This window comes from Corynebacterium segmentosum (assembly GCF_900637825.1).
In the GTDB taxonomy this organism is placed as follows: domain Bacteria; phylum Actinomycetota; class Actinomycetes; order Mycobacteriales; family Mycobacteriaceae; genus Corynebacterium; species Corynebacterium accolens.
Genome location: NZ_LR134408.1, coordinates 811,104 through 836,793, shown reverse-complemented (window position 1 = coordinate 836,793; position 25,690 = coordinate 811,104). Strand labels below are relative to the sequence as shown.

Genomic DNA, 25,690 nt, shown 5'->3' with positions numbered 1-25,690 from the left:
CTTATTCCCGTGACTATCACTTTTTGGAGCACTTGTGACTCAAACGAATGTTGGCGTCATGCCCTCTGCCACTTATGCCGGTTCGGACACCGAAACAGGTAAGGCCTGGGCCGAGCGGATCAAAGAATTAGCGGAGCAGCGCAATGCCGTGATCCTGGCCCATAATTACCAGATCCCGGAGATCCAAGACGTTGCCCACCACACCGGCGATTCCTTGGCGCTCTCGCGCAAGGCGGCGGAAACCGATGCAGATATCATCGTCTTTTGCGGCGTGCACTTCATGGCGGAATCCGCCAAGATCCTTTCGCCAAATAAGAAGGTTCTCATCCCCGATGAGCGCGCTGGGTGTTCCCTGGCGGATTCCATCACCGCCGATGAGCTGCGCGCCTGGAAGGCCGAGCACCCCGATGCGCTGGTGGTCAGCTACGTTAACACCACCGCTGAGGTCAAGGCGCTGACCGATGTCTGCTGTACCTCCTCCAATGCCGTCGACGTGGTCAACTCGCTGCCGGCGGATAAAGAGATCCTCTTTTGCCCTGACCAGTTCTTGGGCGCCTACGTCAAGCGCGAGACCGGCCGGGAAAATATCCGCATTTGGGCCGGTGAATGCCACGTGCACGCGGGCATCAGCGCCCAGCAGCTGACCCAGCAGACCCAAGACAACCCGGATGCGGACCTGTATATCCACCCGGAGTGCGGCTGCTCCAATTCCGCGTTGTACCTGGCCAACGAGGGCTTGGTGCCACAGGAACGCGTGCACATGCTCTCTACCGGGCAGATGATCACCCAGTCCCAGAAGCAGCCGCAGAACAAGGTGCTCGTTGCCACCGAGACCGGCATGCTGCACCAGCTGCGCCAGGCCGCACCAGACATCGATTTCCAGGCCGTCAACGATCACGCCGAGTGCAAGTACATGAAGATGATCACCCCAGAGGCCCTGGAGCGCTGCCTGGTGGAAGAGACCGATGAGGTTACGGTGCCAGAAGATACCGCGAATGCGGCGCGCAAGTCCCTCGAAGCCATGATTTCCATTGGCAACCCCGGCGGGGGCGAGTAAATGGGAAACCTGCGCCTGCCGGATTGCTCCGGGCTCATTGCCACGGCCTTGGACGAGGATTTCGCTTACGGGCCGGATTACACCTCGCTTGCCACAGTGCCGGGTAAGGCCCGTTGCACGGCGGAGTTCACCGCGCGCGAGGCCGGTACCATCGCAGGCTTGGGCCTTATAGAGCAGGTCCTTGATGCGACCGCCCAGCGCTTGAGCCAGTGGGGCGTGGATACAGGCCCCACGCTTGGCGATGCCCCCTCTATCACCCTCCACTCCACCGACGGCGACCGCGTTGCCCCAGGCCAGGTCATCGCCACGGTGCAGGCCCCTACCCTCCTCGTGCTGGCCGCTGAGCGCACCATGCTCAATATGGTCTCGCACGCAAGCGCCATCGCGACGCAGACCCGGCGTTGGGTCGATGCCATCGCAGCAGCGGCGGCGGACACAGGAACGCCGGATGGCGTTAACCAGGCCCAGGTGCGCGATACCCGCAAGACTCTTCCTGGCCTGCGTGCGCTGCAGAAATACGCCGTGCGCGCCGGCGGCGGGGCAAACCACCGCATGGGCTTAGGCGATGCCGCCATGATTAAAGACAATCACGTGCTCGCCGTGGGCGGCAGCGTGGCTACGGCCCTGCGCCGCGTGCGCGAGCATGCCCCGGATATCCCCTGCGAGGTCGAGGTCGATACCTTGGACCAGCTCGAGGAGGTGCTCCCGCTGCGCCCGGATATGGTGCTGCTGGATAACTTCGCGCTTGCCGATGTCCACACCGCCGTCCACCGCCGCCAAGCGCTCAGCCCAACCACGGCGCTAGAAGCCTCCGGCGGGTTGCAGCTTGAAAACGCCGGCGAGTACGGCACCTCGGGCGTGGACTATATCGCCGTCGGCGCCCTCACCCACTCGGTGCGCGTGCTGGATATCGGCTTGGACTTCTCCTAAGCGTCGACCAGCTATGCGCCGAGGGGCTACGCGCCCTTCGGCTACTCGCCTACGCTGATGACCGATCCGGCGCCGGCTTTCTCGCCGGAGACGTTGATGGGTTGGACATCAAAAAGCGCGCTCAAGAAGTCCGCCGCCCACTGGATGAGCTCCTCATCGCGCAGCTTGGGCGAAGTGACATTGCGCCCAGCCTTGGGGAAAGGCACATTGATGGCCTTGGCCGCGGCCCGGAAGCTCGAGCCCGGGTAGAGGCGCTTTAGGCGCACCTGCTTGGAATCGGGCAGTTCCACCGGGTGGAATTTCACGCGGGTGCCCTGCACTGTAATGTCTGCCACCCCGGCGCGGCGGGCTTGGTGGCGCAGACGCGCCACGGCGAGCAAGCGCTCGACCTCCTTGGGCAAGGGGCCGAAGCGGTCTTCCATTTCCTCCCGCGCCGCCGCCAGATCCTTGTTGTCCTGCGAGGCCGCGAGTTTGCGGTAGACCTCAAGGCGCAGGCGCTCGGAATCGATATAGGACTCTGGAATGTGCGCATCCACGGGGAGATCGATGCGAATTTCCTTGGGTCCTTCGTCTGTTACCGCAGGTGCCTCGCCGCGGGCCAAGGACTTGAAGGCCTCCACGGCCTCGCCGACCAAGCGCACGTAGAGGTCAAAGCCCACGCCTGCGATGTGGCCAGATTGCTGCGCGCCCAGCACGTTACCGGCACCGCGCATCTCCAGGTCCTTCATGGCCACGGCCATGCCGGCGCCCAGATCGTTGTTCTGGGCGATGGTGGCCAGGCGGTCATAGGAGGTCTCGGTCAGCGTGGCACCCTTGGGGTACAGGAAGTAGGCATAACCGCGCTCACGGGAGCGGCCCACGCGCCCGCGCAGCTGGTGCAGCTGCGACAAGCCCATGTGGTGGGCATTTTCCACGATGAGCGTATTGGCATTGGCGATATCCAGGCCGGTTTCCACGATCGTGGTACAGACCAAAACGTCATACTCGCGGTCCCAGAATCCCTGGACGGTCTTTTCCAGCACGTCCTCATTCATCTGACCGTGGGCGACGACGATGCGCGCTTCTGGCACCAAGTCGCGCAGTTCGCGCGCCTTCTTTTCAATATCGGAGACCTTATTGTGGATAAAGAAGGTCTGACCATCGCGTAAAAGCTCACGCCGAATCGCCGCTGCGACCTGCTTGTCCTCGTAGGCGCCGACATAGGTCAACACCGGGTGTCGATCCTCTGGCGGGGTGAGGATGGTCGACATTTCGCGGATACCCGCCATGGACATCTCCAGGGTGCGGGGAATCGGTGTCGCGGACATGGTGAGCACGTCGACGCTGGCTTTCAGCGCCTTAATGTGTTCCTTGTGCTCTACGCCAAAGCGCTGCTCCTCATCGACGACGATAAGGCCCAAGTTCTTCCAGTGCACGCCGGTTTGCAGCAGGCGGTGCGTGCCGACGACGATATCAATCGAGCCATCGGCAAGCCCCTTAAAGATCTCCGTGGCTTCCTTCTTGGAGGTAAAGCGCGATAGCACCGCCATCTTGACGGGGAAACCGGCCATGCGCTCGCTAAAGGTATCGTAGTGCTGCTGCGCCAGCAGCGTGGTCGGCACTAGGACGGCGACCTGGGTGCCATCTTGGACGGCCTTGAAGGCGGCGCGAATGGCGACCTCAGTCTTGCCATAGCCCACATCGCCGACGACCACGCGGTCCATCGGCACCGTGGATTCCATGTCCTCCTTGACCGCATCGATGGCCAGCATCTGATCCTCGGTTTCAACGAAGGGGAAATTATCCTCCATCTCCGCCTGCCAGGGGTTATCGGGCGCGAACTGGTGACCCGGAGCGGCCTGACGCTTGGCGTAGAGATCCACCAATTCGCCGGCGATCTCGCGCACGGCAGCGCGCGCCTTCTTCTTGGTGTTCTTCCAGTCCGAGCCGCCCATCTTGGATAGGTGGGGCGATTCGCCGCCGGTGTATTTGCTGAGCAGATCCAGCGAATCCATCGGCACCCACAGCTGGTCCGCCGGCTGCCCGCGCTTGGAGGGCGCATACTCCAGCACGATGTATTCGCGCCGGCTGGTCTCATCGCCGGATTGGATGGTGCGCTCGGCCATCTTCAAAAACTTGCCGATGCCGTGCGTTTCATGCACCACAAAATCACCCTGCTTGAGCGCCAGCGGGTCCACCTTATTGCGTCGCTTGGCCGGCCGCCGCTTGGCGTCCGCAATATCGCCGACGCGGTTACCGGTCAGGTCCGTTTCCGTCACCACGACGAGCGGGAGTGCCTCGGCATCTTTGAGCTTGCGCACCTTGGGAAAGACCAAGCCGGCGTGGCTAAGCGCCTGATACAAGGTGACCTCGCCCGCGCTGGGCTCCCAACCGGGGGTTGCCACCTTGGTGCGAATGCCCTGCTCGGCAAAGCGCTCCACCATGCGCTTGATGGCACCCTGTGCGGGCGCGATAAACGCCGCGCGCCCGCCGGCGTTGGTATGCGCCAGCAGCTGGGCCATCATGGCGTCGATTTCTTTGATATCTCCGCGCGGGGTGGGCCCGGGCTCGAACTCGAGCGGCAGGGTTTCTTCCTCTGGCCCGGCCAGCATGCCCGGTGGGGAAAATGTCCACAGCGGCTGGCCGGCCTCGCGAATGGAGACCTCCAGAGACTCAAAGGAGCGGTAGCTCGAACCTTCGGTATCGAGCCCTTCCGTGGACAAGGGGCCATCCGCGCCCATGGCCGCGGCCTCCCACCCGGCGGCCAGGAATTCCGCGTCGGTCTTTTCCAGGTCTTCCACGCGGCGCCTGATCTTTTCCGGCGCCACCATCACCACGTGCGTGGCGGCGGGAAGGAACTCGGAGAGGGTGATCAGTGGGACATCGGAAAGCACGGGCAAAACCGCCTCCATGCCCTCTGCCGGAATATGCTCGCTGACCTTGGTGAGCAGCTCCACCAGCGCTGGGTTTCCGGTATGCGTCGCCGCCAATGTAGCCGCGCGCTGCGCCACCGCATCCGTAATCGGCAGCTCGCGGGCGGTAAAGATATCCACGCGACCGACCTCGATTTCCGGGATGGTGCGCTGGTCAGCAACAGAAAACTGGCGGATATCGGTGACCTCATCGCCCCAAAACTCCACGCGCACCGGGTAATCCAAGGTGGTGGGAAAGACATCGATAATGCCACCGCGGGTGGCAAACTCACCGCGCTTGGCCACCATGTCCACGTGCTTGTATGCCCTAAATTCCAGGCGGCGCACCACATCATCGAAGCTATATTCGTGGTCTTCTTCCAGGTGCACTGGGGCGCGGCCCTCAATTTCTTGCAGGATGGGCTGGGAGAGCCCGCGCGCGGCCGTTACAATAATGCGCAGGTCATCAATGTTGTGCAGCACCTGCGCGCGCTTGCCGATGATATCCACGCCCGGGCTCAGCCGCTCGTGCGGCAGCGTCTCCCACGACGGGAACATCGCGACCTTATCGCCCATCATCGCGGTAAGCTCCGCGGTGAGATCCTCGGCCTCGCGGCTGGTGGCCGTGACCGCCAGCACCGGCGCATGGTGGGCCAAGGTGCCAAGAGCCCAAGGGCGCGCCTGATCAATACCCGTAATGTGCAGGTCCTGGCCCACATTGGCCACGAGCCCCTTGAGCTTCGGGTCCGTGGCCGCGACCTTAAGCAGACCTGCCAGCATTGGCGTCGCCATTTACTTCCTGCCTCCTAGCTTGGGCTTAATTTCCATACCGGACAAACCATTCCAGCATAGATTGACTATATGCGTAGCGACGACTTCCTTATCCGGTTTATCCGGGCTGCGCTCATCCAACCACCACTGCGCCGTGGTAGAGACCATGCCCACGAGGGCCTGGCCGTAAATATTGGCTAGCTCCGGATTAATACCGCGGTGCTCAAAGGCCTCGCCCAAGATATAGGCCACCTGCCCCACCGCGGCATTCAGCAGCGTGGAAAAGCTGCGTTCCTCGCCCGGCTTCGAATCGCGCACCAAGATGATGAAACCATCGGTTTCTTCCTCAACGTAATTCAGCAGCGCCATCACGGCCTGCTCGATGCGCTCGCGCCAACTGCCTTCTTCTAAAGAATCCTTAATGACTTCTTCCAGCGCCAGCATCTCCCGATCCACGACCACCGCATACAGGCCTTCCTTGCCCCCAAAATGCTCGTAGACCACCGGCTTCGATACGCCGGCGCGGGACGCAATCTCTTCGACGCTCGTGCCTTCAAACCCCAATTCCGCAAAAGCAGCGCGCCCAATAGAAATCAATTGCTCGCGGCGCTCGCGCCCGGTCATTCTCTGTCGAACCATGCCCTCTACCCTATCCTTTGCCCCACCCCTACCTAGTAATTTGTTATTTACCCGGGGGCGTCAGGTACGCTATAACTACAGCATTCGCTGTGGTTCCCCATGGTGTAATCGGCAACACTGCGGTTTTTGGTACCGCCATTCTAGGTTCGAGTCCTGGTGGGGAAGCATTTTTACTGCCCGTTGACCGGTTTTCTGGTTACGGGCTTTTCTTTTTCTCCCGGTTGCCTTGAATTCTTGGGTCATTGCAGCAAAGCAAACGCCTCACAGGAAAGTGAGGCGTCGCGGTAAGTATGGGAATCAATGCGGTATGGATACCCGCTATTTATGGGTAATAAGTCTGAGACTTGGCCCATCTGGCGCTTGCTTTTAGTCTGAGACTATGGCTCCAGCACCTAGCCGGAACATACGTCATCTCTTCAACTCTGTCAAAGACTTCTCGTGGCTCATCTACAATTTCAGTGGGTCTGTCCGATAACCAGCAGGATGCGCAACGCCTTCGATTAAAACAGGTAGGTGCACAAGAGGAGATGACGAAGGAGAAGGGCTGCTCCTGCAACCACATTATTGAATCCCCACCGCTCAACGCTGTTGCTACCAGTTGGTCCGCCAATAAGAAAACCGTCCGGTGCGCTAGATGCGCATCGGACGGTTTCGCTGGGTTCCCAAAAAGAACCAATTATTGAGTGCTCTGTATAGTCACAAAGCCTATACAGAAGCGGGATGACCTATTTAGCGGTCGACGCTAAGTACCAGGCCGTTCTTGTCGATGTCGATGTCGACGCCACCAACTTCAACTTCCCAGTAGCCGTCGTTGTCCCACTTGACCTTGCCTTCGCCATTGTGGGCACGCTGCAGAACCTGGGTCACTTCATCCTTGGTCAGGCGCTCTTCGGTGAGGTCACGCTCTGCTTCACCGGAGTAACCGGTGATTTCGGTTGGCAGGTCGTTGGTAGCTGCGTTGCCACCAGCCTGGCCGCCCTGACCAGCGTTGCCGCCGTTCGCGTTAGCATCAGCACCAGAGGTGACGGTGACGGTTTCCTTGCCACCGTTCTGGTTGCTCTGGTTGCCCTGATCAGTCGAGGCAACGGTCTCAGTGACGGTCGCTGGGGCGGAGCTGCCGTTATCGCTGCAGGCCACCAGAGTCAGGCCCAGAGCGGCGGTTGCAGCTGCGATGGAAACGCGGCGGTAATTCTTCATTTTCATGTCTTCAACCCTTCTTGTGAGTCTTGTGAGTTTTCCCAACGTTTGCTGGGGAGGCGGTGTCTAGCCTCTGAGAACTCCAGCTCGACACGATTAGTGAGTATACCTATAGGGACATATCTATCAACTATCGCAAGCCCGAAATGTGAGGCATATATCACAGTAGCGCGCGACGTGACCGTGGTTATGCTTGCCTTAATACACTTAGCCGACCCCTTCAAGACCAAAAGTCGCCACCGCATGATCTGAGAGCGTGTCAGGTGTTTTGTGTGAGAGGTCGCGATTATAGATATTTGCCCAAACCGTCGAAGCAGGCCACGGCCATTTGGCTAAGGGCCTATTTCCAGCCCTGCCCTTTTACTTCTTGACGTAGCGCATACCTTCTATGACGTCATCATTGTCAAAGATGACGGGTTGGCCGTACTCCAGATCGGGGCCGTCGTCGTATTTATGCATCAGGTAATCATTAAGCTGCTGCATATCCTTCACCGTTACCGCCTGGTAAGGCATATCGAAGGCGAGCTTCTCCAAGAATAGGTAGCCATCCTCATATGGCACGGCAACGCCGGTATGTCCGATGAAAAGCGTGGCCGGTTCGGTCAAGGTATCGTGCGAGAATACCGAGACCACTCGGGCATCGGTATCCGCGAACTCGATGCCGCGGTCTTTAAAATAAGCCTTGATATCGGCGATGTGCCGCCCCGGATCTTGCTCCATGGTGGTTTCCACATTCCCATAAAAAGCCTCAAACTTGGCACGCTCGGCTTCATCAAAGATTTGATCCGGCGCATTATCTAGGGACTGTTGATCTAGGAATAACAAGGAATCATTGGGGTTGTCCTGATCATCAACGGAAAAGAGCGAATCCGCCAGGGTGAAGGTATTGATGCGGCAATTGGTACCCACATAGTCCGCGTGATGATCATTCCAGGCCTTTGAAATGGCCTCCACGTCGTATTCTGGGTCTTGCGTCCCGTAATCCGTGAAGCCTTCGGCCACCATGCTCTCCGTCGGTACGGCAGTGTTATATTCGTCTACCAACTCAAAGAAGCCATCGATACTTTCTTGTGGCACTCCGGCATCGGCAAGCGCGGTGCGGGCTACTTCTTGCGATTGCTTATCGACGAGATTGCTCATCGTCATCCCAGCCAGAAGCTGAGACGCATCACCATCTGCGGTCGGAATCTCCGTATGCTGTGCGCCCGCCGCCTTTGACTGCGCGGCGGCACTGGAGGACGACGCAGATTCGGAACCACTCGCAGCTTGATTCGTGTCACCACTATCGGGATTCGAGCAGGCCGCTAACAATAAACACGCTGTCACAGTGGGGACAGTCAGGTAGGAAAAGCGCATCATCACATGCTAGCGAAAAGGGACCGTACACGATAGCCCCGTGAAAATAGGGCAGGCTTGATTTTCAACACTCCTAGCGGCACATCGTGTTGGTTCTTTATTGAGAAAACACCTCTATCCTCAGCTTTTTATACCCAACAAAGATATAATTCCTCTAGCAGGAGACATCCTCATCAAACATCTTCTGATCCACCTTGATGGCAACGGCGGCTCCAGCTCCCATGGCTTGAGGCATCTGGTCTGGAGAGCTGATGACATTTCCGGCGGCCCAAATTCCCTCACACGAAGTCATCCCAGAATCCGCTTTAATCCAACCGTTTTCTACAGCGCATCCAGCTTTCCTGAGAATCGAATCATTGGGAACAAATTCAGGCCCAGTAAAGCAAGCTTCGTATTCTCTCTTTTCCTGCCCTACGTCAAGAACTACGCCACCATCAAATCGCTCAGATTCTGTAACCCCTTGCACTAAATTAAGTTCGATCGTGATTCCTAGCGATTCCATACGCCGCTGTTCCTCTTTCGGAAGCTCCAATCCATTTGGATAGAAAGTCACTCGATCCGTCCACTTAGTGAGCAACATTGCTATGCGGAAAGTAAAGGGAGGGTTCTTTCCTCCAATGACGGCTAGGTTCTTATTTTTGACCTCGTAGCCATGACAGTAGGGGCAATGAAAAACTCGTGAGCCCCACAGCCGCTCTAGTCCGGGAACATCTGGCAAATCGTCAGTGATACCTGTAGCAACGATTACATGACGCGAGTAGATTACCTCACCGCTTTCCAATTCGGCTTTCCACCCAGATGAGTCATCCTCAAAAGGAGAGAGCAACTTTGCCTTTTCAGAGATAATCTCTCCTCCAAACGATTGAAATTCACGGCGGCCACTTTCCAGCATTTGAATAGGCGAAGCTGACTCAAAACCTAAAACTCCGTGGGAATGCTCGCTAAACCTATTCCGTGGCTGATGTGAGTCCACTAAGACGACAGACCGGTTCGCGCGAGCCAAAGTAATTGCTGCAGAAGTGCCCGCAAAACCGCCACCAATAATTACTACGTCCGTCCTCATAGAATTTCTTCCCTTCCCAACTGCTTAGTCATTGATAACCGAGTTTTCCTAATCCCATCTTAAGACAAAGCGAGTTAGGGAGCAGAGGCCGAATGCCTGCGGCTGCATTAATCGAGGATCCCACGAGTTAACAGATACGTTGAGACAATACGAACCGTTCGCACACATAGGCGATTTCCCTTACTCTCCACCATACTTATGTCCAGACCGGTTGATTTATTAAAAGCTGTTGAAGCTTCACGCCCCAGCCCGATGCCGGGGTGCGTACCGGCAACAATCACTCGTTACTCCTCTTCCGAAAGACCCTAGCGTTGGACAACTCTCCATATCAGACCCCCTATCCCACACAACCGGTCCCAGTTCCCACAACAAAGCCGAAAAAGCCGCTTTTTAAGCGGTGGCGGTTCTGGCTATTACTCGTCGGGGCCGCCCTCGTAGTGTTCATGGCCTTTATTTTTGTCATACTAAAGATAAGCGAAGCCCAAGATACTGAGGCTGCTTTGGATAAATGCCGCGAGCAAGTAACCAACCGGGCCAAGTATCCCGGCGGAGTCAGTTTTCCAGAAGAGATTGATATTCAGTCGCCAGATTCTATAACCGATTCGCCACGGACGTACCACGCCTTTGGCCAAGTTGATTTTCCCAATGGCTTTGGCACCCCAGTCCGAGAGTTCTATTCCTGCACCATCGTTGTTGATCTGGGTGATGTACAAGATTCCACTGTCCATGTTGCTAAAGATCCGCTTCGTTAATCTCTCTCGACCACAGTCACGACAATGTGGCCAATGTCGGAAAACTTTCTTCCATACCCCCACCCACATTGAAAGGAACGCTCACCATGAGTACCCCCTCCTCTTCTCCCTCTCCGTATTCCAATAACTCTCAACCCGCGGGCCAACCACCGGTGGGTCAACCACCAGCTGACGCGCCGCAGAAGAAAAAGGGCGGGTGCCTCAAATGGGGCGCAATCATCATCGGTGTCCTCATTGTTATTTCCATCATTGCGGGTTTGGGCGGCAGCGATGATGAAAACAGCAGCAGCACAAACTCCACGGACCAAACCACCCAGCAAGACACTGTGGAGGCCAACCCAGAAGAAGAGGCTCAGGAGGTTGACGCAGGCGAAGATTCTCACGCTGCGCAGGATGACCAGGACGTCCCGCGCGAATTCAAGAATGCCCTGAAGAGCGCCAAGGTGTACTCAGACACCATGCACATGTCCAAGCAGGGATTGTACGACCAGCTCAGCAGCGAGTACGGTGAGCAATTCAGCCCGGAAGCCGCCCAGTACGCCATTGATAATTTGGAAGCGGACTACCACGATAATGCTCTTCAAACGGCTCGCAATTACGAAGAAATGATGAGCATGTCCCCCAACGCCATCTATGACCAACTCGTCAGCGAATACGGTGAAAAGTTCACCGCAGAAGAAGCACAGTACGCAGTGGATAATCTGTAGTCACCCTCACTAGCATTGAGGCACCACTGCACTCGAAAGGATTCCTGCCATGAACGCTCCACACTCCACGTCTTCCCCGGAACCTGATGACGACTCCCAGGAGCCGTTGCCTTTAACCAAGGATCCATTCCTTAGGTGGAGCGTTCTTGTCCTTATTATCCTTGTCATCATCGCCATCGTCACCAACCTGCCTTAAAGCTGGCGACGGCATGGTCCGACTAGGCGTCTAGTCCGCTAGCGCTTGCGCCGGCCGCGGCGAAAACCTTTTAGCTCCGCCTTCTTGGCAATCGCGGCCACCTGTGCCGCGGTGTAGTTCACCGGCGCGACCCCGGCGCGCGGCAGGACCCAGCCCCGCCAGTAGGAGATGATGGCCATGCCACTGCCGACGATCGGGGAAACCACCATGCCCATGGCGAATTGGTCATAGGATGCAAAGGTCACCATGACGATGCCGGTGACGATGGATGGCACCGCGTAGAGGGGGCTGCCGCCGAAAATGGACGGGATTTGTCCAGAGGCGACATCGCGGACCATTCCCCCACCAACGGCGGTAAGAACTCCCAAAAATACGCACGGGATCATGGGCATGCCCGCAGCCAGTGCTTTCACGCAACCGGTGGTAGACCACATGCCCAAAATGATGGCATCGCCGTGCTCGCGGAAAATCTCCCACGCCTTTCCCTTCAGTTCAATGAGGAAGGCGGTCAGCGCGCCGGCGCAGGCAAGGCCCAGGTACCAGGGGTCTGAAATGGCGGCGGCGGGGCCGTCATCGATAAGCATGTCGCGGATCATGCCGCCTGCCAGGCCAGAGAAGAGGGCGAGGAAAATAAATCCCACGATGTCGAATTCGCGACGGCGGGCGATCGTGCCGCCGATGATGCCGTTCAAGGCCACTCCGATCAGATCGAAGGCCTGGTACATCGTGTTGATGAGGGGATCCACGTCGTGCATAACAACTACTGAACATAGCCGATCACACCGGTTTCGCCCTTTCCAGGGGTAGCGGGCGAGTAAGGTTGATAGACGGTCTCTTGTGACCGGATTACAGTGTTATCCCGCTTTGTCTCGGTTATCTCGAAAGTTCTTTCATGTCTAACTCAAATGCCAGGTACTTCATCTGGTCCAATGGCCTGCAAAATTTAGGCGATCAGATCGTTGCCTCCAAAACGGTGCTGCCAGCACTCTTTAATGCGGCAGGCGTTCCCGCCTTCTTCACCGGCCTGCTTACCCCTATCCGGGAATCTGGCTCCATGCTGCCGCAAGCCGCCCTTACCCCCTGGGTGACCACGCACCGCGCCCGCAAGCGCTTGTGGATGATCGGCTCGACCGGTCAAGCCATCTCCGGCGCCGTCATCGCCCTCGCCGCATTCTTTATCCGCGGCGCATGGCTGGGCGTGGTCGTGCTTCTCGCCTTGGCGGCGCTTTCCCTGTTCCGCGCGTTGTGTTCCATCGCAGGCAAAGACGTGCAGGCGCGCACGATTTCCAAGGGCCAGCGCGGGCGGGTCACCGGATCAGCAGCGGCCTTGGGCGGCGGGGCCACCCTGTTAGCCGGTGTCATCTTATTCCTCTTGGGGGATCTCACGATTTCCACTATGGGCATCGTTTTATTGGTCGGCGCTTCTACCTGGGCCATTGCTACGTGGGTATTTTCGCACGTGGAAGAGCCGGTGCCGGAGGGGGAGCAAGAGGGCATCGATAAGAGCTGGTGGTCAGATACCTGGAAGCTTTTTACTGGCGATGCCCAATTCCGCAACTTCGTCATCGTTCGCGCTCTGTTGCTGGTCTCGGCGCTTTCTACCGCATTTATCGTGCTGCTGCACGATGACCTTTCCGGTATCTACGGCTTCGTGCTTGCCTCCGGTCTGGCTTCGCTCGTAGGTGGGCGCGTTTCTGGCATATTTTCTGATAGATCCTCCAAGAACACTATGGCGGCTGGTGCGGCCATTTCCTCCGTCATCATCCTGCTCATCGTGGTTAGTTCCCATTGGGCCCCAGACTCCGTGAATGCTTGGGTCATGCCGCTCGGCTTCTTTGCCGTCAACCTCGCGCATACGGCAGTCCGCGTGGCCCGAAAGACCTACGTTGTGGATATGGCCGGCGGCGATAAAAGGACGCAGTACGTGGGTGCCGCTAATACAATGATGGGCATTATTTTGCTCATCGTGGGTGGTATTTCTTCCGTCATCGCTCTCGCAGGACCAGAGGCAGCGTTGATTTTCTTGGCGCTCGTTGGCTTTGTTGGCGTGTGGCGCGCGGGCAGCCTAAAGGAGGTTTCTCGCACATAGTTTAAATAGGGACTATATGATGAAGCCCGAAGAACTAATCAAACTCAACCCCAGGAGTTTTGTTGACCGTGGAAGCAACTACCCCAAGTGCCGTCGTCGTCCTCGCGGCGGGCGCCGGCACGCGCATGAAATCCACAAAGCAAAAGACTTTGCACGAAATTGGCGGTCGCACGCTGCTTGGACACGCACTGCACGCCGCGGCGGGAATTAATCCAGACCACCTCGTGACCGTCGTGGGCCACCAGCGCGAGCAGGTCTCACCCGTCGTAGAAAAGATTTCGAATGAGCTGGACCGCGAGGTTGTGCAGGCCGTGCAGGAAGAACAGCGCGGTACCGGCCATGCCGTGTCCTGCGGGATTTCCCCGATTTCGGATTTCGAAGGCACCATCATCGTCACCAATGGTGACGTGCCGCTTTTGACCCCAGAAACCATCGAGGGGTTGCGCGATACCCACACCGCTCAAGGCAATGCGGTCACGGTATTATCCATGCGCCTTGCAGATCCCACCGGCTATGGCCGCATCATTCGCGACACGGATGGGTCTGTCTCCGCCATCGTGGAGCACAAGGATGCCACCGATGAACAGCGCTTGGTTGATGAGGTCAATTCCGGCGTTTTCGCTTTCGATGCGGCAGCATTGCGCGATGCCCTAACCAAGCTTGATACCAATAATGCGCAGGGCGAGCTTTACATTACCGATGTCCTCGAAATCGCCCGCACCGCTGGGCATGGCGTGGGTGCGCACGTGGCCGCGGATCCGCAGGAACTCGCCGGCGTCAATGACCGCGTGCAGCTGGCCGCCGCTGGCCGCGAGCTCAACCGCCGCATGGTGGAAAAGGCTATGCGCGGCGGCGCCACCATCATCGATCCAGAGACCACTTGGATCGGTGTCAATGTCACCATCGGCACCGATGTCACCATCCACCCCGGCACCCAGCTGTGGGGTGCAACGAGCATCGCCGATAATGCCGAGATCGGCCCAGATTCCACGTTGACGAATATGCAGATCGGTACCGGCGCGTCCGTCGTCCGCACCCACGGCAGCGATTCCGTCATCGGCGTCAACGCCAAGATCGGGCCTTTTACCTTTATTCGCCCGAATACCATCGTGGGCGAAGACGGCAAGCTCGGCGGCTTCGTGGAGGCGAAGAATGCCGAGCTCGGCCGCGGTACCAAGGTGCCGCACCTTACCTATATTGGTGATGCCACCGTGGGCGAGGAATCCAATATCGGGGCATCCTCGGTCTTCGTCAATTACGACGGTGTGAACAAGCACCACACCACCATTGGCAGCCACGTGCGCACCGGCTCGGATACGATGTTTATCGCTCCGGTCAATGTCGGTGATGGCGCGTACTCCGGTGCGGGTACAGTAATTAAAGACGATGTTCCCGCGGGAGCACTCGTAGTCTCCGGTGGCAAACAGCGCAATATCGAAGGCTGGGTTGAAAAGAAGCGTCCGGGCACCCCAGCGGCACAAGCCGCAGCCCGTGCACAGGACAACGAAAAGTAAAGGGGCATATTCTCCTATGACTGGCAAGGTAACTGGTAGTAGCAAGAACATGAAGCTCTTTTCTGGGCGCGCACACCCAGAATTGGCAGAGGCAGTGGCAAAGGAACTTAACACCGATCTGGTTCCTACCACCGCCCGGGACTTCGCCAATGGCGAAATCTTTATCCGCTTCGAAGAGTCCGTGCGCGGCGCTGACTGCTTCGTCATGCAATCGCATTCCCAACCGCTCAATAAGTGGTTGATGGAACAGCTCATCATGATCGATGCGTTGAAGCGTGGTTCCGCCAAGCGCATCACCGCAATCTTGCCGTTCTACCCATATGCGCGTCAGGATAAAAAGCACTTGGGCCGCGAGCCCATCTCCGCCCGCCTGGTCGCAGACCTCCTGCAAGCAGCCGGTGCGGACCGCATCGTCTCAGTGGATCTGCACACGGACCAGATTCAGGGCTTCTTCGACGGCCCTGTGGACCACATGCACGCCCAGCCCATCTTGACTGACTACATCAAGTCCAAGTACGCCACCGATAACATCGCCGTCGTCTCCCCCGATGCCGGCCGCGTGAAGGTCGCCGAAAAGTGGGCCCACGACTTGGGCGATGCCCCGCTGGCTTTCGTGCACAAGACCCGCTCCAATACCGAGGCCAATAAGACGGTCTCCAACCGCGTGGTGGGTGAAGTTGAGGGCAAGGACTGCGTGCTTCTCGATGACATGATTGACACCGGCGGCACCATCGCCGGCGCCGTGCGCGTCCTCAAGGAAGCAGGTGCAAAGAAGGTCATCATCGCCTGCACCCACGGCGTCTTCTCTGACCCCGCCCGCGAGCGCCTGTCCGAGTGCGGTGCCGAGGAAGTCATCACCACCGATACCCTGCCGCAGTCCACCGAAGGCTGGTCCAACCTCAAGGTCCTGTCCATCGCCCCGCTTCTGGCTCGGACCATCCACGAGATCTTCGAAAACGGTTCCGTGACTACCCTTTTCGACCGCGCATAAGCGTTTAGCCGGTCGCACTACACCTCACACCCCGCCCTTCGCGCTCACCGTGAACGGCGGGGTGTTGGTGTTTTCCATCCCCGTGGGCGCCAAGGGCGGCGCAGGTACACGCAAGCACTACCGCACTACCGCCTGCTGTTCTCCAACCCGCCCTTCGCGCTCACTGCGTAACCCGAGCTACAGACATACGCGCCGCCGGTGAGCGTGAAGGGCGTAATCAGAGGAAAGGGCGCGAAGGAAGATTAACGGGGTGGGTTTTGGTTTCGTCGGCCGAGAGATGCTAATCTAACTCAGTCTCGGCGAGGGCGACTCAAAAATTGGGAAGCCGTTATCGACGCGATTGAAGTTAGAGCATGTTGCTTTTATTGACGCCTGCGATGACTCGTCCAAGACGTTCATCGGCAGGCTTTCGTCGTTTTTATAACTTCGATAGCCTCGCCGCACTACACCGACAAAGGAGATTGCATCATGGCAGAGCGCCCAATTATTAAAGCAGAACCACGTACCGTCTTTGGCAAGGGCTACGCCCGCCGCCTGCGCCGCGACTGGAAGGTTCCCGGCGTAATCTACGGTAGCGACCAGGAGCCCGTACACTTCGCAGTGCCGCTGCTGGACATCCAGTCCCTCGTTCGCAACAACGGTGTCAACGCCGTTTTGGAGCTCGAGATCGAGGGCGAGCAGTACCTGACCATGGTCAAGAACGTTGACCAGAACGTGCTCACCATGGACATCGACCACGTTGACCTGCTGCTGATTAAGCGCGGCGAGAAGGTCGAGGTTGAGGTTCCGATTACCCTGACCGGCGAGTCCGCACCGGGCACCATGCACATCCAGGATGCAGACGTCCTCATGGTTGAGGCTGACGTACTGAACATTCCGGAAGAGATCGAGCTGTCCATCGAGGGCCTCGAGGACGGCGAGGTCATCACCGCCGCCGACATCACTATGCCGGAAGGCACCACCCTGGTGGCAGACCCAGAGACCGTTATCCTCTCCATCACCCTGCCTGAGGTTGACGAGGAGCTCGAGGAGGCCGCTGAGGCTGCCGAGGAAGGCGGCGCCGACGCTGGTGCCGACTCCGTCGACGAAGAGGGCGAAGGCGAGTCCTCCGAGTCCGACGACTCCGAGGAGTAATTTCCCACTCCCCCAAACGCATATCGCCGTGAGCATTGCTGCTCACGGCGATATCGTGGTTTTATAGATGGTTTTATAAATCTTGTCCGGCAAGTTCACGAATTCTAGGCGTGATTTCGATCTTGCCTTTGCCTTCCTTAGCGCGTTTGATAATGAGCCGCGCAGCAGCAACTTTGCTACTAGGAATCTTTTCGGTTTCGCGATCATCTTCAGGTAGTTTTTCGGGCATGGGACGCACCTCCTTAATCACTACGATACTTCTCCAAGTCCACCGCTGTAAGAGGTATTTTTAGCAACCGAGCAGCAATGATACTCGGCGGCATATTCTATGGAGCATGGAAGTGTATTTCCAATAGAATTTCAATCTATGCGACAATAATGCAGTGACTCCACTACTCGTAGTAGGCCTTGGCAATCCTGGCCCGAAATATTCAGGCACGCGGCACAATATCGGCTTCGACGTTGCCGATGAGCTCGCCGGTGAATTAATGAGCAGCTTTTCGGTACATAAGAAGACTAATACCGAGGTTGCGGAAGGAATGCTATCCGGCCGCAAGGTAATCTGCGCTAAACCGCGGTCCTTTATGAATCTTTCTGGCGGGCCGATCAAGGCACTCGCCCAGTACTTCCATCTGGCGCCCGCGGATATTGTGGTGGTGCACGATGAATTAGAGTTCGACTTCGGGACCGTGAAATTGCGCCAAGGCGGTGGCGATCACGGGCACAACGGTCTGCGCTCTACTACGAAGTCGCTCGGTACTAAGAACTATCAGCGTCTTTCCATCGGCATCGGAAGGCCGCCAGGCCGGATGGATCCGGCATCGTTTGTGCTCAAGCCATGGTCCAAGCAAGAAAAGGTGGAAATCCCTATCCTCTGCGCTGACGCGGTAGCAGAAATAAGGAGTGCGCTAGACTAGCTGGCATGAAATTGGCTACTCTTCGCACCGCGTTCGGCACCTCCGCAATCCGCATTGAAGGCGATAATGTGGGAGTGGAGCTGGACTACGAAGACGTAGGAGCGCTGCTGCGCAGCGAAGATTGGCGCAAGGCCGCACAGCTATCCGGCGAGCCGATAGTCTTTGATCAGCATGATTTAGAAGCAGTCGTCCCAACGCCAGGAAAAATCATCTGCGTAGGCCTTAATTACGCCAAACATATCCGGGAAATGGGCCGCGACTTTCCCGAGCACCCCACGCTGTTTATCAAGTTCGCCGATGCCCTGACCGGCCCCTTCGATGACGTCTATATCCCCGAATACGCTACCCAGAAGCTGGACTATGAGGGTGAGCTAGCGGTGGTCATCGGCGAGCGCGCGCACCGCGTAACCCGCGCGGACGCATTGGATTACGTGGCGGGGTATTCCATCATGAATGACTACACCCTGCGCGATTTTCAGCGCCAGACCAGCCAATTCCACGCTGGCAAGTCTTTTTATCGCACCGCAGGGTTTGGGCCTTGGCTGACCACCCCTGATGAATGGGCGCCAGGTGGTAGCGCGCGGCTGACCACCACGGTTAATGGCGAGGTGCGCCAGCAAGACAATACCGATGACCTCATCTTTTCCATCGCTGAGCTCATCGAATTTTGCTCACAGCTCTATCCCCTCAACCCCGGTGACGTCATCGTGACCGGTACGCCCGAAGGCGTTGGGTTTGCCCGCGACCCGCAACAATTCCTCCAGGATGGCGATACGGTAGCCATCGATATCGAAGGGCTCGGCCATATTTCTAATACCACTCGCTACGGCGAGCCCGGCCTCTAAGCCTGTTGCACATACCCTGCACATGCTGTGGCTGGGTTCTCACTCCAAGAGGGCACACCAGTTTTCTAGATAGAGCCATCTAGCCGTTAAGCTGGAAGAATGAGCACCAAAAGCAGCAAATCCCCTAAGAAGCTGAATAAGAAGGCCTACGAAAAAGAGCTCGAGCGGTTGCAAGCAGAGCTCGTCGATATGCAGCAGTGGGTCGTTGAAACCGGCGCCCGCGTGGTCATCATCATGGAAGGCCGCGACGCCGCCGGCAAAGGTTCTGCCATCAAGCGCATCACGCAGTACCTCAACCCCCGCACCTGCCGCATCGAGGCGCTTCCCGCCCCGAACTCGCGCGAACAGGGCCAGTGGTATTTCCAGCGCTACGTGGAAAAGCTGCCGACCAAAGGCGAGATCGTCATCTTTGACCGCTCTTGGTACAACCGCGCCGGCGTTGAGCGCGTCATGGGCTTTTGCACCGACCAAGAATACGTCCGTTTCTTGCACCAGGCTCCCACCTTTGAGCAGATGCTTGTGGAAGACGGCATTATCCTGCGCAAATACTGGTTCTCCGTCTCTGATGAAGAGCAGATTAAGCGCTTTGAATCCCGCCGCAATGATCCGCTGCGCCGCTGGAAGCTCTCCCCCATGGATCTGCAATCCATTACCCGCTGGGAGGACTACTCCCGCGCCAAGGATGCCATGTTCATCCACACCGATACCCCGACCGCGCCGTGGTACACCGTGGAGTCCGAGGATAAAAAACGCTCGCGCATCAACGTCATTTCGCACCTGCTCAATACCATCCCTTACGAAAAGATCGAGCGCGAGCTGCCGGAAATCCCACACCGTCCCGATTCCGATGGCAAGACCTACGAGCGCCCAGACCGCGAAGAGTTCCGTTACGTACCGGATGTAGCCGCCAAGCTAGAGGACTCGTCTAAAAAGAAAGGGAAGAAGAAAGGCAAGAAGAAGGACAAAAAGAAGTAGTCCCCCGAAGGCGTACTACTATGTCCGACTATGAGCATTGACACCGTGGCAAAAGCACGCTTAGGGGATAAAATCCTCACCGCGGTGGCAGCGCTCATCGCGCTGTTTTATCTCATCGGGGCTTGGGCGGCTCCAGGAGCTATCGAGCTCATCCAAGCAGCGCTTTCGCTTTTATTCTTGCCCTTCATCTGGGTCTGGCGTACCAAACCAGTACTCAGTGCAGCTGGCTTTATTGTCCTCCTTGGTGCGTGGGCCGCGGCGTGGATAAGCCAGCTACCAGCCAACCTCGGGGTTACTCCATGGGCATTGACCGCGCCGATGGCCGTCTACGCCACCTCCCGCTACGTGGAACGCCGCTCAATTCCCCGCGCGGTGCTTACCGCGGCGCTCTTGGGTTCCTTTATATCGCCCGCGATGTGGCGCATTGACCCCGAGTCCTTTTTATTATCTTTCCAGCTCGATCGCCGCTACATCACCTTGCTGGTGGTGCATTGGGCGGTGCTCGGCAGCGCCTACTTCATCGCCGCACGCTATTTTGACCTGGATAGGCAACGCGAGCGCTTAGCTCAAGAACGGTTCCACCAAGCGCAGGAGGAAGAGCGCTTACTCATCGCGCGGGAATTGCACGATGTCTTGGCCCACTCCCTCACCTTGATCAAGGTTCAGGCTAATGCCGGGATTATCGCCGCGCGCACGGATACCACCGCTGCCGAGGACACCTTGCAGAGCATTCGCGATGGTGCGGATTCCGCGCTGGAGGAAGTGCGCGGCATCGTCACGGCACTACGCAGTACGGGGCCTGCAGCTTTGGAACCCGCGCAGCAGCTCGAGCATGTACAGGGCATCATCGACGGCTTTCGCACCGCTGGCCTGAAGATTGACGCGGAATTGCCTTCCTCCTACGAGGTTTCCGCGCTGACTCAGCTAGCCCTGGTGCGCATCATTTCTGAAGGGCTGACCAATGCCTTGCGCCATCAAGGCCCCGGCACGCATGTGCAGCTAAAACTTACGCTTTCCGATGCCGCACGAGTCACCCTCACCTCCACCGCTACGTCGCCTACGCCCAGTGAGGTATCCGGCAGCGGTGTCGGATTAGTGGGAGTAAGAGAACGCGCCCAAGCCTTGGGCGGATACTTAACCAGCAGTGGCGATGCCCAGAAATTTACACTGGCTGCGGAACTCCCACTACACAAGGACAACCATGCCTAAGATTCGCGTCATGCTTGCAGATGATCAAGCAATGCTCGTCGCTGCCTTATCGACCATCTTGAACGCGCAGGAAGATATTGAGGTGGTGGCTACCGCAACCTCCGGAGGCGACGCCGTTTCCTTGGCACTTCGCCACCGCATTGATGTGGCCATTTTGGATATACGAATGCCGGGCATGGATGGAATTGCCGCGGCCCAAGCCATTCTTTCCCGCACCCCTAACTGCCGGATTATCATGCTCACCACGTTCAATGAAGAGGATCTGGTATCGCAATCTATTGCCGCCGGTGCGCATGGATTCTTGCTAAAAGACGCCGACCCAGAGGTTCTGGTAGAAGCCGTACGCGACGTTGCCAGGGGCGAGTCTGTCCTCGCCGCCCAGGTAACGGGCCCTGTTTTAGAGGGCTACCGCAAGGCGCTAACGCACAGCCAGCTCAGTCCGCACGAGCGCCAAGGACTGAGCCTAGTTACTCGGCGCGAGATGGAGGTGCTCACGCTCATCGCGCGCGGTGCTACAAATAGCGAGATTGCCGGCCACATGTCTATCGCAGATACCACGGTAAAAACGCATGTCTCTGCACTGATGTCCAAGCTAGCTGCACGCGACCGCGTGGCTTTGGTGCTGCTGGCGCACAAAGCTGGCATTGCCTAGTCTCCTACTGTGGTAGGACTACCCCGGCGCGAAGACCGTCTCGCAGGCTGAAGATTAAGGCAGTAGCGCAGCTCATACTTTTCGTATGAGCTTTGAAGTTTCTCTCGAACACATCACAAAGTCTTTTGGTTCCCAGGCAGTGCTGCGGGATATAAGTTTTCATATTTCGCCTGGCCGCGTACACGCTGTGCTCGGGAGAAATGGCGCCGGCAAGTCCACCTTGTTTTCCATTTTCCTCGGTCTGCTGCCCGCCGATTCGGGAACGGTGCGCGTGGCCGGACAACCATGGTCGCGCGAAGTCCTCGACCATGTTGGTGCCTCGGTTAACGGGCCGGCTTTCTATGGCCACCTTTCTGCTACGGATAACCTCCGCGTGCATACCCGCCTTCTCGGATTACCTGATACTGAAATCGACCGTGTCTTGCACATTGCTGGTCTAGCCGGGGCTGGTTCTAAGAAGGCAAAGTCGTTTTCCACCGGAATGAAAGCCCGCTTGGCCTTAGCCCAAGCCCTACTCGGTGATCCAGAAATCTTATTGCTCGATGAACCGCAAAATGGACTCGATCCACAGGGCATCGCGGAGCTCCGCAAACTCCTCCAGCAGCTCGCCGCCGCTGGGCACACAGTCGTAGTCAGCTCCCATCAACTCGGTGAGGTCCTTCACCTAGCCCACGACATCACTATTTTGTCCCAAGGCACCATCCGGTACTCCGGCTCCCTACAAGAACTGGCCCCAAGCGGTGAATTGGAAGCCGAATTCTTCCGCCTGACTTCTGCAGATGGTGAGTCCGATGAGTAACCAGTATCGACGGTATCTTTCTGCAGAACTACTGCGTTGCCGCGGCAGCGCCCTGCAGTGGTTACCCTTGCTCGCCCTGCCCCTAGTGGTAATGACGGTATTCTTTTCTGCGTTCGCCTCCTCCGCCGAGGACGCTACCGGGGTTCTTGGCTGGCAATCCATGTTTATCACCGGCATGTACGCGCCGCTCATTGCGGTTTTTGCTGGGGTTCCAGAGCGCCGCGAGGTGCTCAGCCGCGGCGGCGGCACCCTATGGCGCCGGCTTCATCCTCGCTACGAGCACGCGTCCCGGTTCCTCTTCGTCGTGGTAAGCCTCGCAGTTTTTCACCTTCTTAATTTCGGTCTGTCCTGGGCGGCGGTTGCAGCGCAAGGGCGTGCAGACCACCAGCTGCTTCTCATCACTGGGGCTTATTCTTTCCTCGGAGCCATCGGCATCGCGGGGCTTGCGACCGCATGCGCCCGCAGGCTGGGCCTTGCCGTCACACTTATCCTCGCGGTTATCTGGCAGGTCATTAGCGTGCTTCCTCGCGTTGTCGAGGGGCAGCTATGGTGGGCCTTTCCGCCCGCGTGGCCGCTGCGGTTACTGTTGCCTGCGCTGCGTATCCACCAAAATTCGGTTCCGCTCGAGCCTGGCGATCCACTCCTGCAGGAAAGCCCTCTTCCTGCACTGGCGTTGTGCCTCACCCTCGCTGTAGCAGGCTCTTTGACCGTGACCATGACGCCTCGGCGAGTACGTCCGCTTTCCCGACGCCGGCGCGTAGCGATACCCACGACCAGTACCGCCGCCACGCCAGCTCAAGGGTGGCAGCCTGCGAGTGCCTCTCGTGCCGCTGCCTGCTCCCGCCTTTCCGATGCGCTCCGGGGCTTTCACCGGGCCATAATGACGCCAGCGGTCATTACGTGCTTGGTATTAAGCGCCTTAGCGCTGATCTTTATTGCCCTTTACTACCCACCACGCTATGTACAGGGATTCTTCGTATTTCTGCTTCTCCCCGTGGGTGCCGGTGTACTTCCTGTACTGGTCTGGCCGGGGTTCTCGGGCGCGTGGCCGATTGTCTATACAGAATCTCGCCACTGCTCTACTGCCCTTCTCCTGTGGTTACTGGGCATCATCGCAGCGGTGTGCACGTGTGCTTCGGTCGCAGTTATCTTCGCCGGTGAAGCCACCCTAGCTGTGCTCGCCCAACTGCCGCTGACCATCGGCGTCGGGTACGTGCTCGCGGTGGTCTCGCTCATCATGGTGATCCGCTTTGGTATCTGGAGCTCGCTAGTTCTCACCATCATCGGCACCATTGTCTCCGTGACGGTAGGCGGCGATGTCCTTGCAAAGACCGTCCTCTGGCTCGTTGCTTTCCCCGCCTGGCCGATGAATGCGGATTCTCCTGGCCGCTACGCCTGTGCTGCGATAATGACCCTGCTTTTCGCCGCCATTACTTCGTGGGCCGCCAGGCGGTTGCTGCGCACACGGGCACTTCGCCCTACCGATTAAATAACTAAGGCCCGCGGGGACTCCGCGGGCCTTAAACTATGCGAGCTTAAAGCTCAGAGGGAGATACGCGCTTGGGCAGGACCACCGGGCGGGCATTAGAAAGCCCTTCCACCACGCGGATGACCTGGTTGGAGTAACCAAACTCGTTGTCGTACCAGACATAGAGCACCAAGTGCTTGCCGGAGGCGATGGTGGCGATGCCATCGACGATGCCGGCATTGGTATTGCCCACGAAGTCGCTAGAGACGACCTCTGGGGAGGCGATGTAGGAAATCTGCTGGCGCAGATCCGAGTGCAGGGAGACGTTGCGCAGGAAGTCATTGACCTCATCGCGGTCGACTTCTTGCTCCAGCTCTAGGTTAAGCACCGCCATGGACACATCCGGGGTAGGAACGCGGATGGCGTTGCCGGTCAGCTTGCCTTCGAACTCCGGCAGGGCCTTGGCCACGGCCTTGGCGGCACCGGTGGCAGCAAGCACCATGTTCAGGCCGGCGGCGCGGCCGCGGCGCTCGCCCTTGTGGTAGTTATCAATGAGGTTTTGGTCATTGGTAAACGAGTGCGCTGTTTCCACGTGACCGTGGGCCACGCCGTAGCGGTCATTGATGACCTTGAGCACTGGGGTAATGCCATTGGTGGTGCACGATGCGGCGGAGAGGATCTTATCGTCATCGGTAATAGCGGAATCGTTGATGCCAAAGACGATGTTTTTAATATCGCCCTTGCCCGGCGCGGTCAGCAGCACGCGGGCCACGCCCTTGGCCTCCAGGTGCTGGGACAGGCCTTCCTTATCGCGCCAAACACCGGTGTTATCCACCAAAACGGCGTTGTTGATGCCGTACTCGGTGTAATCGATCGTGGCCGGGTCGTTGGCGTAGATCATCTGGATCTTCGTGCCATTGGCCCAGATAACCTGTTCTTCCTCGTCCACGCTGATGGTGCCGTTGAAGGCACCGTGGACGGAGTCGCGGCGCAGGAGGCTGGCGCGCTTGATGATGTCCCCTTCGCCCTTATTGCGCACCACTATCGCACGCAGGCGCACGCCGCCGTAAGCGGCTTCGCGAGCGACGAGAATGCGCGCAAGGAGGCGGCCGATGCGGCCAAAGCCGTAGAGCACGACATCGGTTGGGTCGATGTCCTCGCCGGCACCGACGATTTCCGTGAGTTCATCTTCGAGGTAGCGGCGCAGGTCGTCTTCGCCCGACTCTTCAAAGCCCAAAAGGAGGCGTCCGACGTCGATGGACGCGGAGCTTAGGTTCATATCCGCTAACTCGGACAGGATGGGCAGGGTTTCTGCCGTGGAGAGCTGGCGCTGGGCAATGCGGCGTCCGTAGCGGTGGGACTTGATGATGTCGATATCGGTCTGCCCCACCAGCGGGCGGCCGAAGATGGTGGCGACGACGTTGTTATTGCGGTGCAGTTGGTGGATGAGGGGAATCATCTGTTGCGCCAATTCGAGGCGCTCGTTCCAGTCATCATGTCCAATATGTGCGTTCGCAGTCACGAGGCTCCATCCATTT

At 58.1% G+C, this 25,690-nt stretch carries 24 protein-coding genes; 16 read left to right on the top strand and 8 right to left on the bottom strand.

The window, feature by feature from the left end; all coding sequences use genetic code 11:
* Positions 1-58: 58 nt before the first annotated feature.
* Both nadA and nadC read left to right on the top strand, forming a co-directional pair.
* Positions 59-1,057 carry a quinolinate synthase NadA gene (gene nadA, locus EL217_RS04090; RefSeq protein ID WP_042403631.1) on the top strand — a complete coding sequence of 333 codons (999 nt, stop codon included), beginning with the start codon at positions 59-61 and terminating at the stop codon, positions 1,055-1,057.
* The gene (nadC, locus tag EL217_RS04085; RefSeq protein ID WP_126318699.1) at positions 1,058-1,987 is read left to right on the top strand and encodes a carboxylating nicotinate-nucleotide diphosphorylase; all 930 of its coding nucleotides are present in this window, start codon (positions 1,058-1,060) and stop codon (positions 1,985-1,987) included. It begins immediately after the preceding gene.
* Between the two features lie 41 nt (positions 1,988-2,028).
* On the opposite strand, the gene mfd is transcribed toward nadC, so the two are convergent.
* From mfd to EL217_RS04060, 5 genes are all read right to left on the bottom strand, one after another.
* Positions 2,029-5,670 (bottom strand): transcription-repair coupling factor, encoded by a 3,642-nt coding sequence (gene mfd, locus EL217_RS04080; protein WP_172596711.1) that lies wholly within the window; start codon positions 5,668-5,670, stop codon positions 2,029-2,031.
* On the bottom strand, positions 5,671-6,288 hold the full coding sequence (locus EL217_RS04075) for a TetR/AcrR family transcriptional regulator (RefSeq protein WP_005280007.1): 618 nt from the start codon (positions 6,286-6,288) through the stop codon (positions 5,671-5,673). It lies immediately after the preceding gene.
* Between the two features lie 729 nt (positions 6,289-7,017).
* On the bottom strand, positions 7,018-7,491 hold the full coding sequence (locus EL217_RS04070) for a hypothetical protein (protein ID WP_005280005.1): 474 nt from the start codon (positions 7,489-7,491) through the stop codon (positions 7,018-7,020).
* A gap of 354 nt (positions 7,492-7,845) precedes the next feature.
* Positions 7,846-8,625: a DUF4300 family protein gene (locus EL217_RS04065; RefSeq protein ID WP_232018389.1), complete on the bottom strand. Its 780-nt coding sequence runs from the start codon at positions 8,623-8,625 to the stop codon at positions 7,846-7,848.
* Between the two features lie 370 nt (positions 8,626-8,995).
* A complete protein-coding gene (locus EL217_RS04060; RefSeq protein WP_023017673.1) occupies positions 8,996-9,904 on the bottom strand; it encodes an NAD(P)/FAD-dependent oxidoreductase in 909 nt (302 codons plus the stop codon).
* Between the two features lie 443 nt (positions 9,905-10,347).
* On the opposite strand from EL217_RS04060, the gene EL217_RS04055 reads away from it, so the two are divergent.
* The 3 genes from EL217_RS04055 (at position 10,348) to EL217_RS11220 (ending at position 11,559) form a co-directional block, all read left to right on the top strand.
* Positions 10,348-10,656 carry a hypothetical protein gene (locus EL217_RS04055; protein ID WP_126318695.1) on the top strand — a complete coding sequence of 103 codons (309 nt, stop codon included), beginning with the start codon at positions 10,348-10,350 and terminating at the stop codon, positions 10,654-10,656.
* An 86-nt stretch (positions 10,657-10,742) separates the two neighbouring features.
* Positions 10,743-11,363: an Ltp family lipoprotein gene (locus EL217_RS04050; RefSeq protein WP_005280001.1), complete on the top strand. Its 621-nt coding sequence runs from the start codon at positions 10,743-10,745 to the stop codon at positions 11,361-11,363.
* A gap of 49 nt (positions 11,364-11,412) precedes the next feature.
* Positions 11,413-11,559 carry a hypothetical protein gene (locus EL217_RS11220; protein ID WP_005280000.1) on the top strand — a complete coding sequence of 49 codons (147 nt, stop codon included), beginning with the start codon at positions 11,413-11,415 and terminating at the stop codon, positions 11,557-11,559.
* Positions 11,560-11,597: 38 nt separating this feature from the next.
* Here the strand turns inward: EL217_RS11220 and EL217_RS04045 are convergent, their stop codons facing one another.
* Positions 11,598-12,314, bottom strand: coding sequence for a trimeric intracellular cation channel family protein (locus EL217_RS04045; protein WP_005279998.1), 717 nt, complete (start codon positions 12,312-12,314; stop codon positions 11,598-11,600).
* Between the two features lie 137 nt (positions 12,315-12,451).
* Here EL217_RS04045 and EL217_RS04040 point away from each other — a divergent pair, with 137 nt between their 5' ends.
* From EL217_RS04040 to EL217_RS04025, 4 genes are all read left to right on the top strand, one after another.
* Entirely contained in the window at positions 12,452-13,648 is a 1,197-nt protein-coding gene (locus EL217_RS04040; protein WP_126318693.1) for an MFS transporter, read from the top strand.
* A gap of 125 nt (positions 13,649-13,773) precedes the next feature.
* The gene (gene glmU / locus EL217_RS04035) at positions 13,774-15,162 is read left to right on the top strand and encodes a bifunctional UDP-N-acetylglucosamine diphosphorylase/glucosamine-1-phosphate N-acetyltransferase GlmU (protein WP_232018407.1); all 1,389 of its coding nucleotides are present in this window, start codon (positions 13,774-13,776) and stop codon (positions 15,160-15,162) included.
* A 16-nt stretch (positions 15,163-15,178) separates the two neighbouring features.
* Positions 15,179-16,153, top strand: a complete 975-nt coding sequence (locus EL217_RS04030; RefSeq protein WP_005279993.1) for a ribose-phosphate diphosphokinase — start codon at positions 15,179-15,181, stop codon at positions 16,151-16,153.
* 468 nt (positions 16,154-16,621) lie between these two features.
* On the top strand, positions 16,622-17,287 hold the full coding sequence (locus EL217_RS04025) for a 50S ribosomal protein L25/general stress protein Ctc (RefSeq protein WP_005279991.1): 666 nt from the start codon (positions 16,622-16,624) through the stop codon (positions 17,285-17,287).
* A gap of 73 nt (positions 17,288-17,360) precedes the next feature.
* Here the strand turns inward: EL217_RS04025 and EL217_RS04020 are convergent, their stop codons facing one another.
* On the bottom strand, positions 17,361-17,516 hold the full coding sequence (locus EL217_RS04020; RefSeq protein ID WP_005279990.1) for a hypothetical protein: 156 nt from the start codon (positions 17,514-17,516) through the stop codon (positions 17,361-17,363).
* Between the two features lie 154 nt (positions 17,517-17,670).
* On the opposite strand from EL217_RS04020, the gene pth reads away from it, so the two are divergent.
* The 7 genes from pth (at position 17,671) to EL217_RS03980 (ending at position 24,173) form a co-directional block, all read left to right on the top strand.
* Positions 17,671-18,204, top strand: a complete 534-nt coding sequence (pth, locus tag EL217_RS04015; RefSeq protein WP_126318689.1) for an aminoacyl-tRNA hydrolase — start codon at positions 17,671-17,673, stop codon at positions 18,202-18,204.
* 5 nt (positions 18,205-18,209) lie between these two features.
* The gene (locus EL217_RS04010; protein WP_005279988.1) at positions 18,210-19,049 is read left to right on the top strand and encodes a fumarylacetoacetate hydrolase family protein; all 840 of its coding nucleotides are present in this window, start codon (positions 18,210-18,212) and stop codon (positions 19,047-19,049) included.
* Positions 19,050-19,148: 99 nt separating this feature from the next.
* A complete protein-coding gene (gene ppk2 / locus EL217_RS04000; RefSeq protein ID WP_005279987.1) occupies positions 19,149-20,024 on the top strand; it encodes a polyphosphate kinase 2 in 876 nt (291 codons plus the stop codon).
* Positions 20,025-20,054: 30 nt separating this feature from the next.
* Positions 20,055-21,233 (top strand): sensor histidine kinase, encoded by a 1,179-nt coding sequence (locus tag EL217_RS03995; RefSeq protein ID WP_023028575.1) that lies wholly within the window; start codon positions 20,055-20,057, stop codon positions 21,231-21,233.
* A complete protein-coding gene (locus tag EL217_RS03990; RefSeq protein ID WP_126318687.1) occupies positions 21,226-21,885 on the top strand; it encodes a response regulator transcription factor in 660 nt (219 codons plus the stop codon). Before EL217_RS03995 ends, EL217_RS03990 begins: the two co-directional genes overlap by 8 nt.
* An 85-nt stretch (positions 21,886-21,970) precedes the next feature.
* Complete coding sequence (locus tag EL217_RS03985) at positions 21,971-22,684, top strand: ATP-binding cassette domain-containing protein (protein ID WP_126318685.1); 714 nt, start codon at positions 21,971-21,973, stop codon at positions 22,682-22,684.
* Positions 22,677-24,173: a hypothetical protein gene (locus EL217_RS03980; RefSeq protein ID WP_023028572.1), complete on the top strand. Its 1,497-nt coding sequence runs from the start codon at positions 22,677-22,679 to the stop codon at positions 24,171-24,173. Before EL217_RS03985 ends, EL217_RS03980 begins: the two co-directional genes overlap by 8 nt.
* Before the next feature lie 46 nt (positions 24,174-24,219).
* On the opposite strand, the gene EL217_RS03975 is transcribed toward EL217_RS03980, so the two are convergent.
* Complete coding sequence (locus EL217_RS03975; protein ID WP_005279979.1) at positions 24,220-25,674, bottom strand: glyceraldehyde-3-phosphate dehydrogenase; 1,455 nt, start codon at positions 25,672-25,674, stop codon at positions 24,220-24,222.
* Between the last annotated feature and the right edge of the window lie 16 nt (positions 25,675-25,690).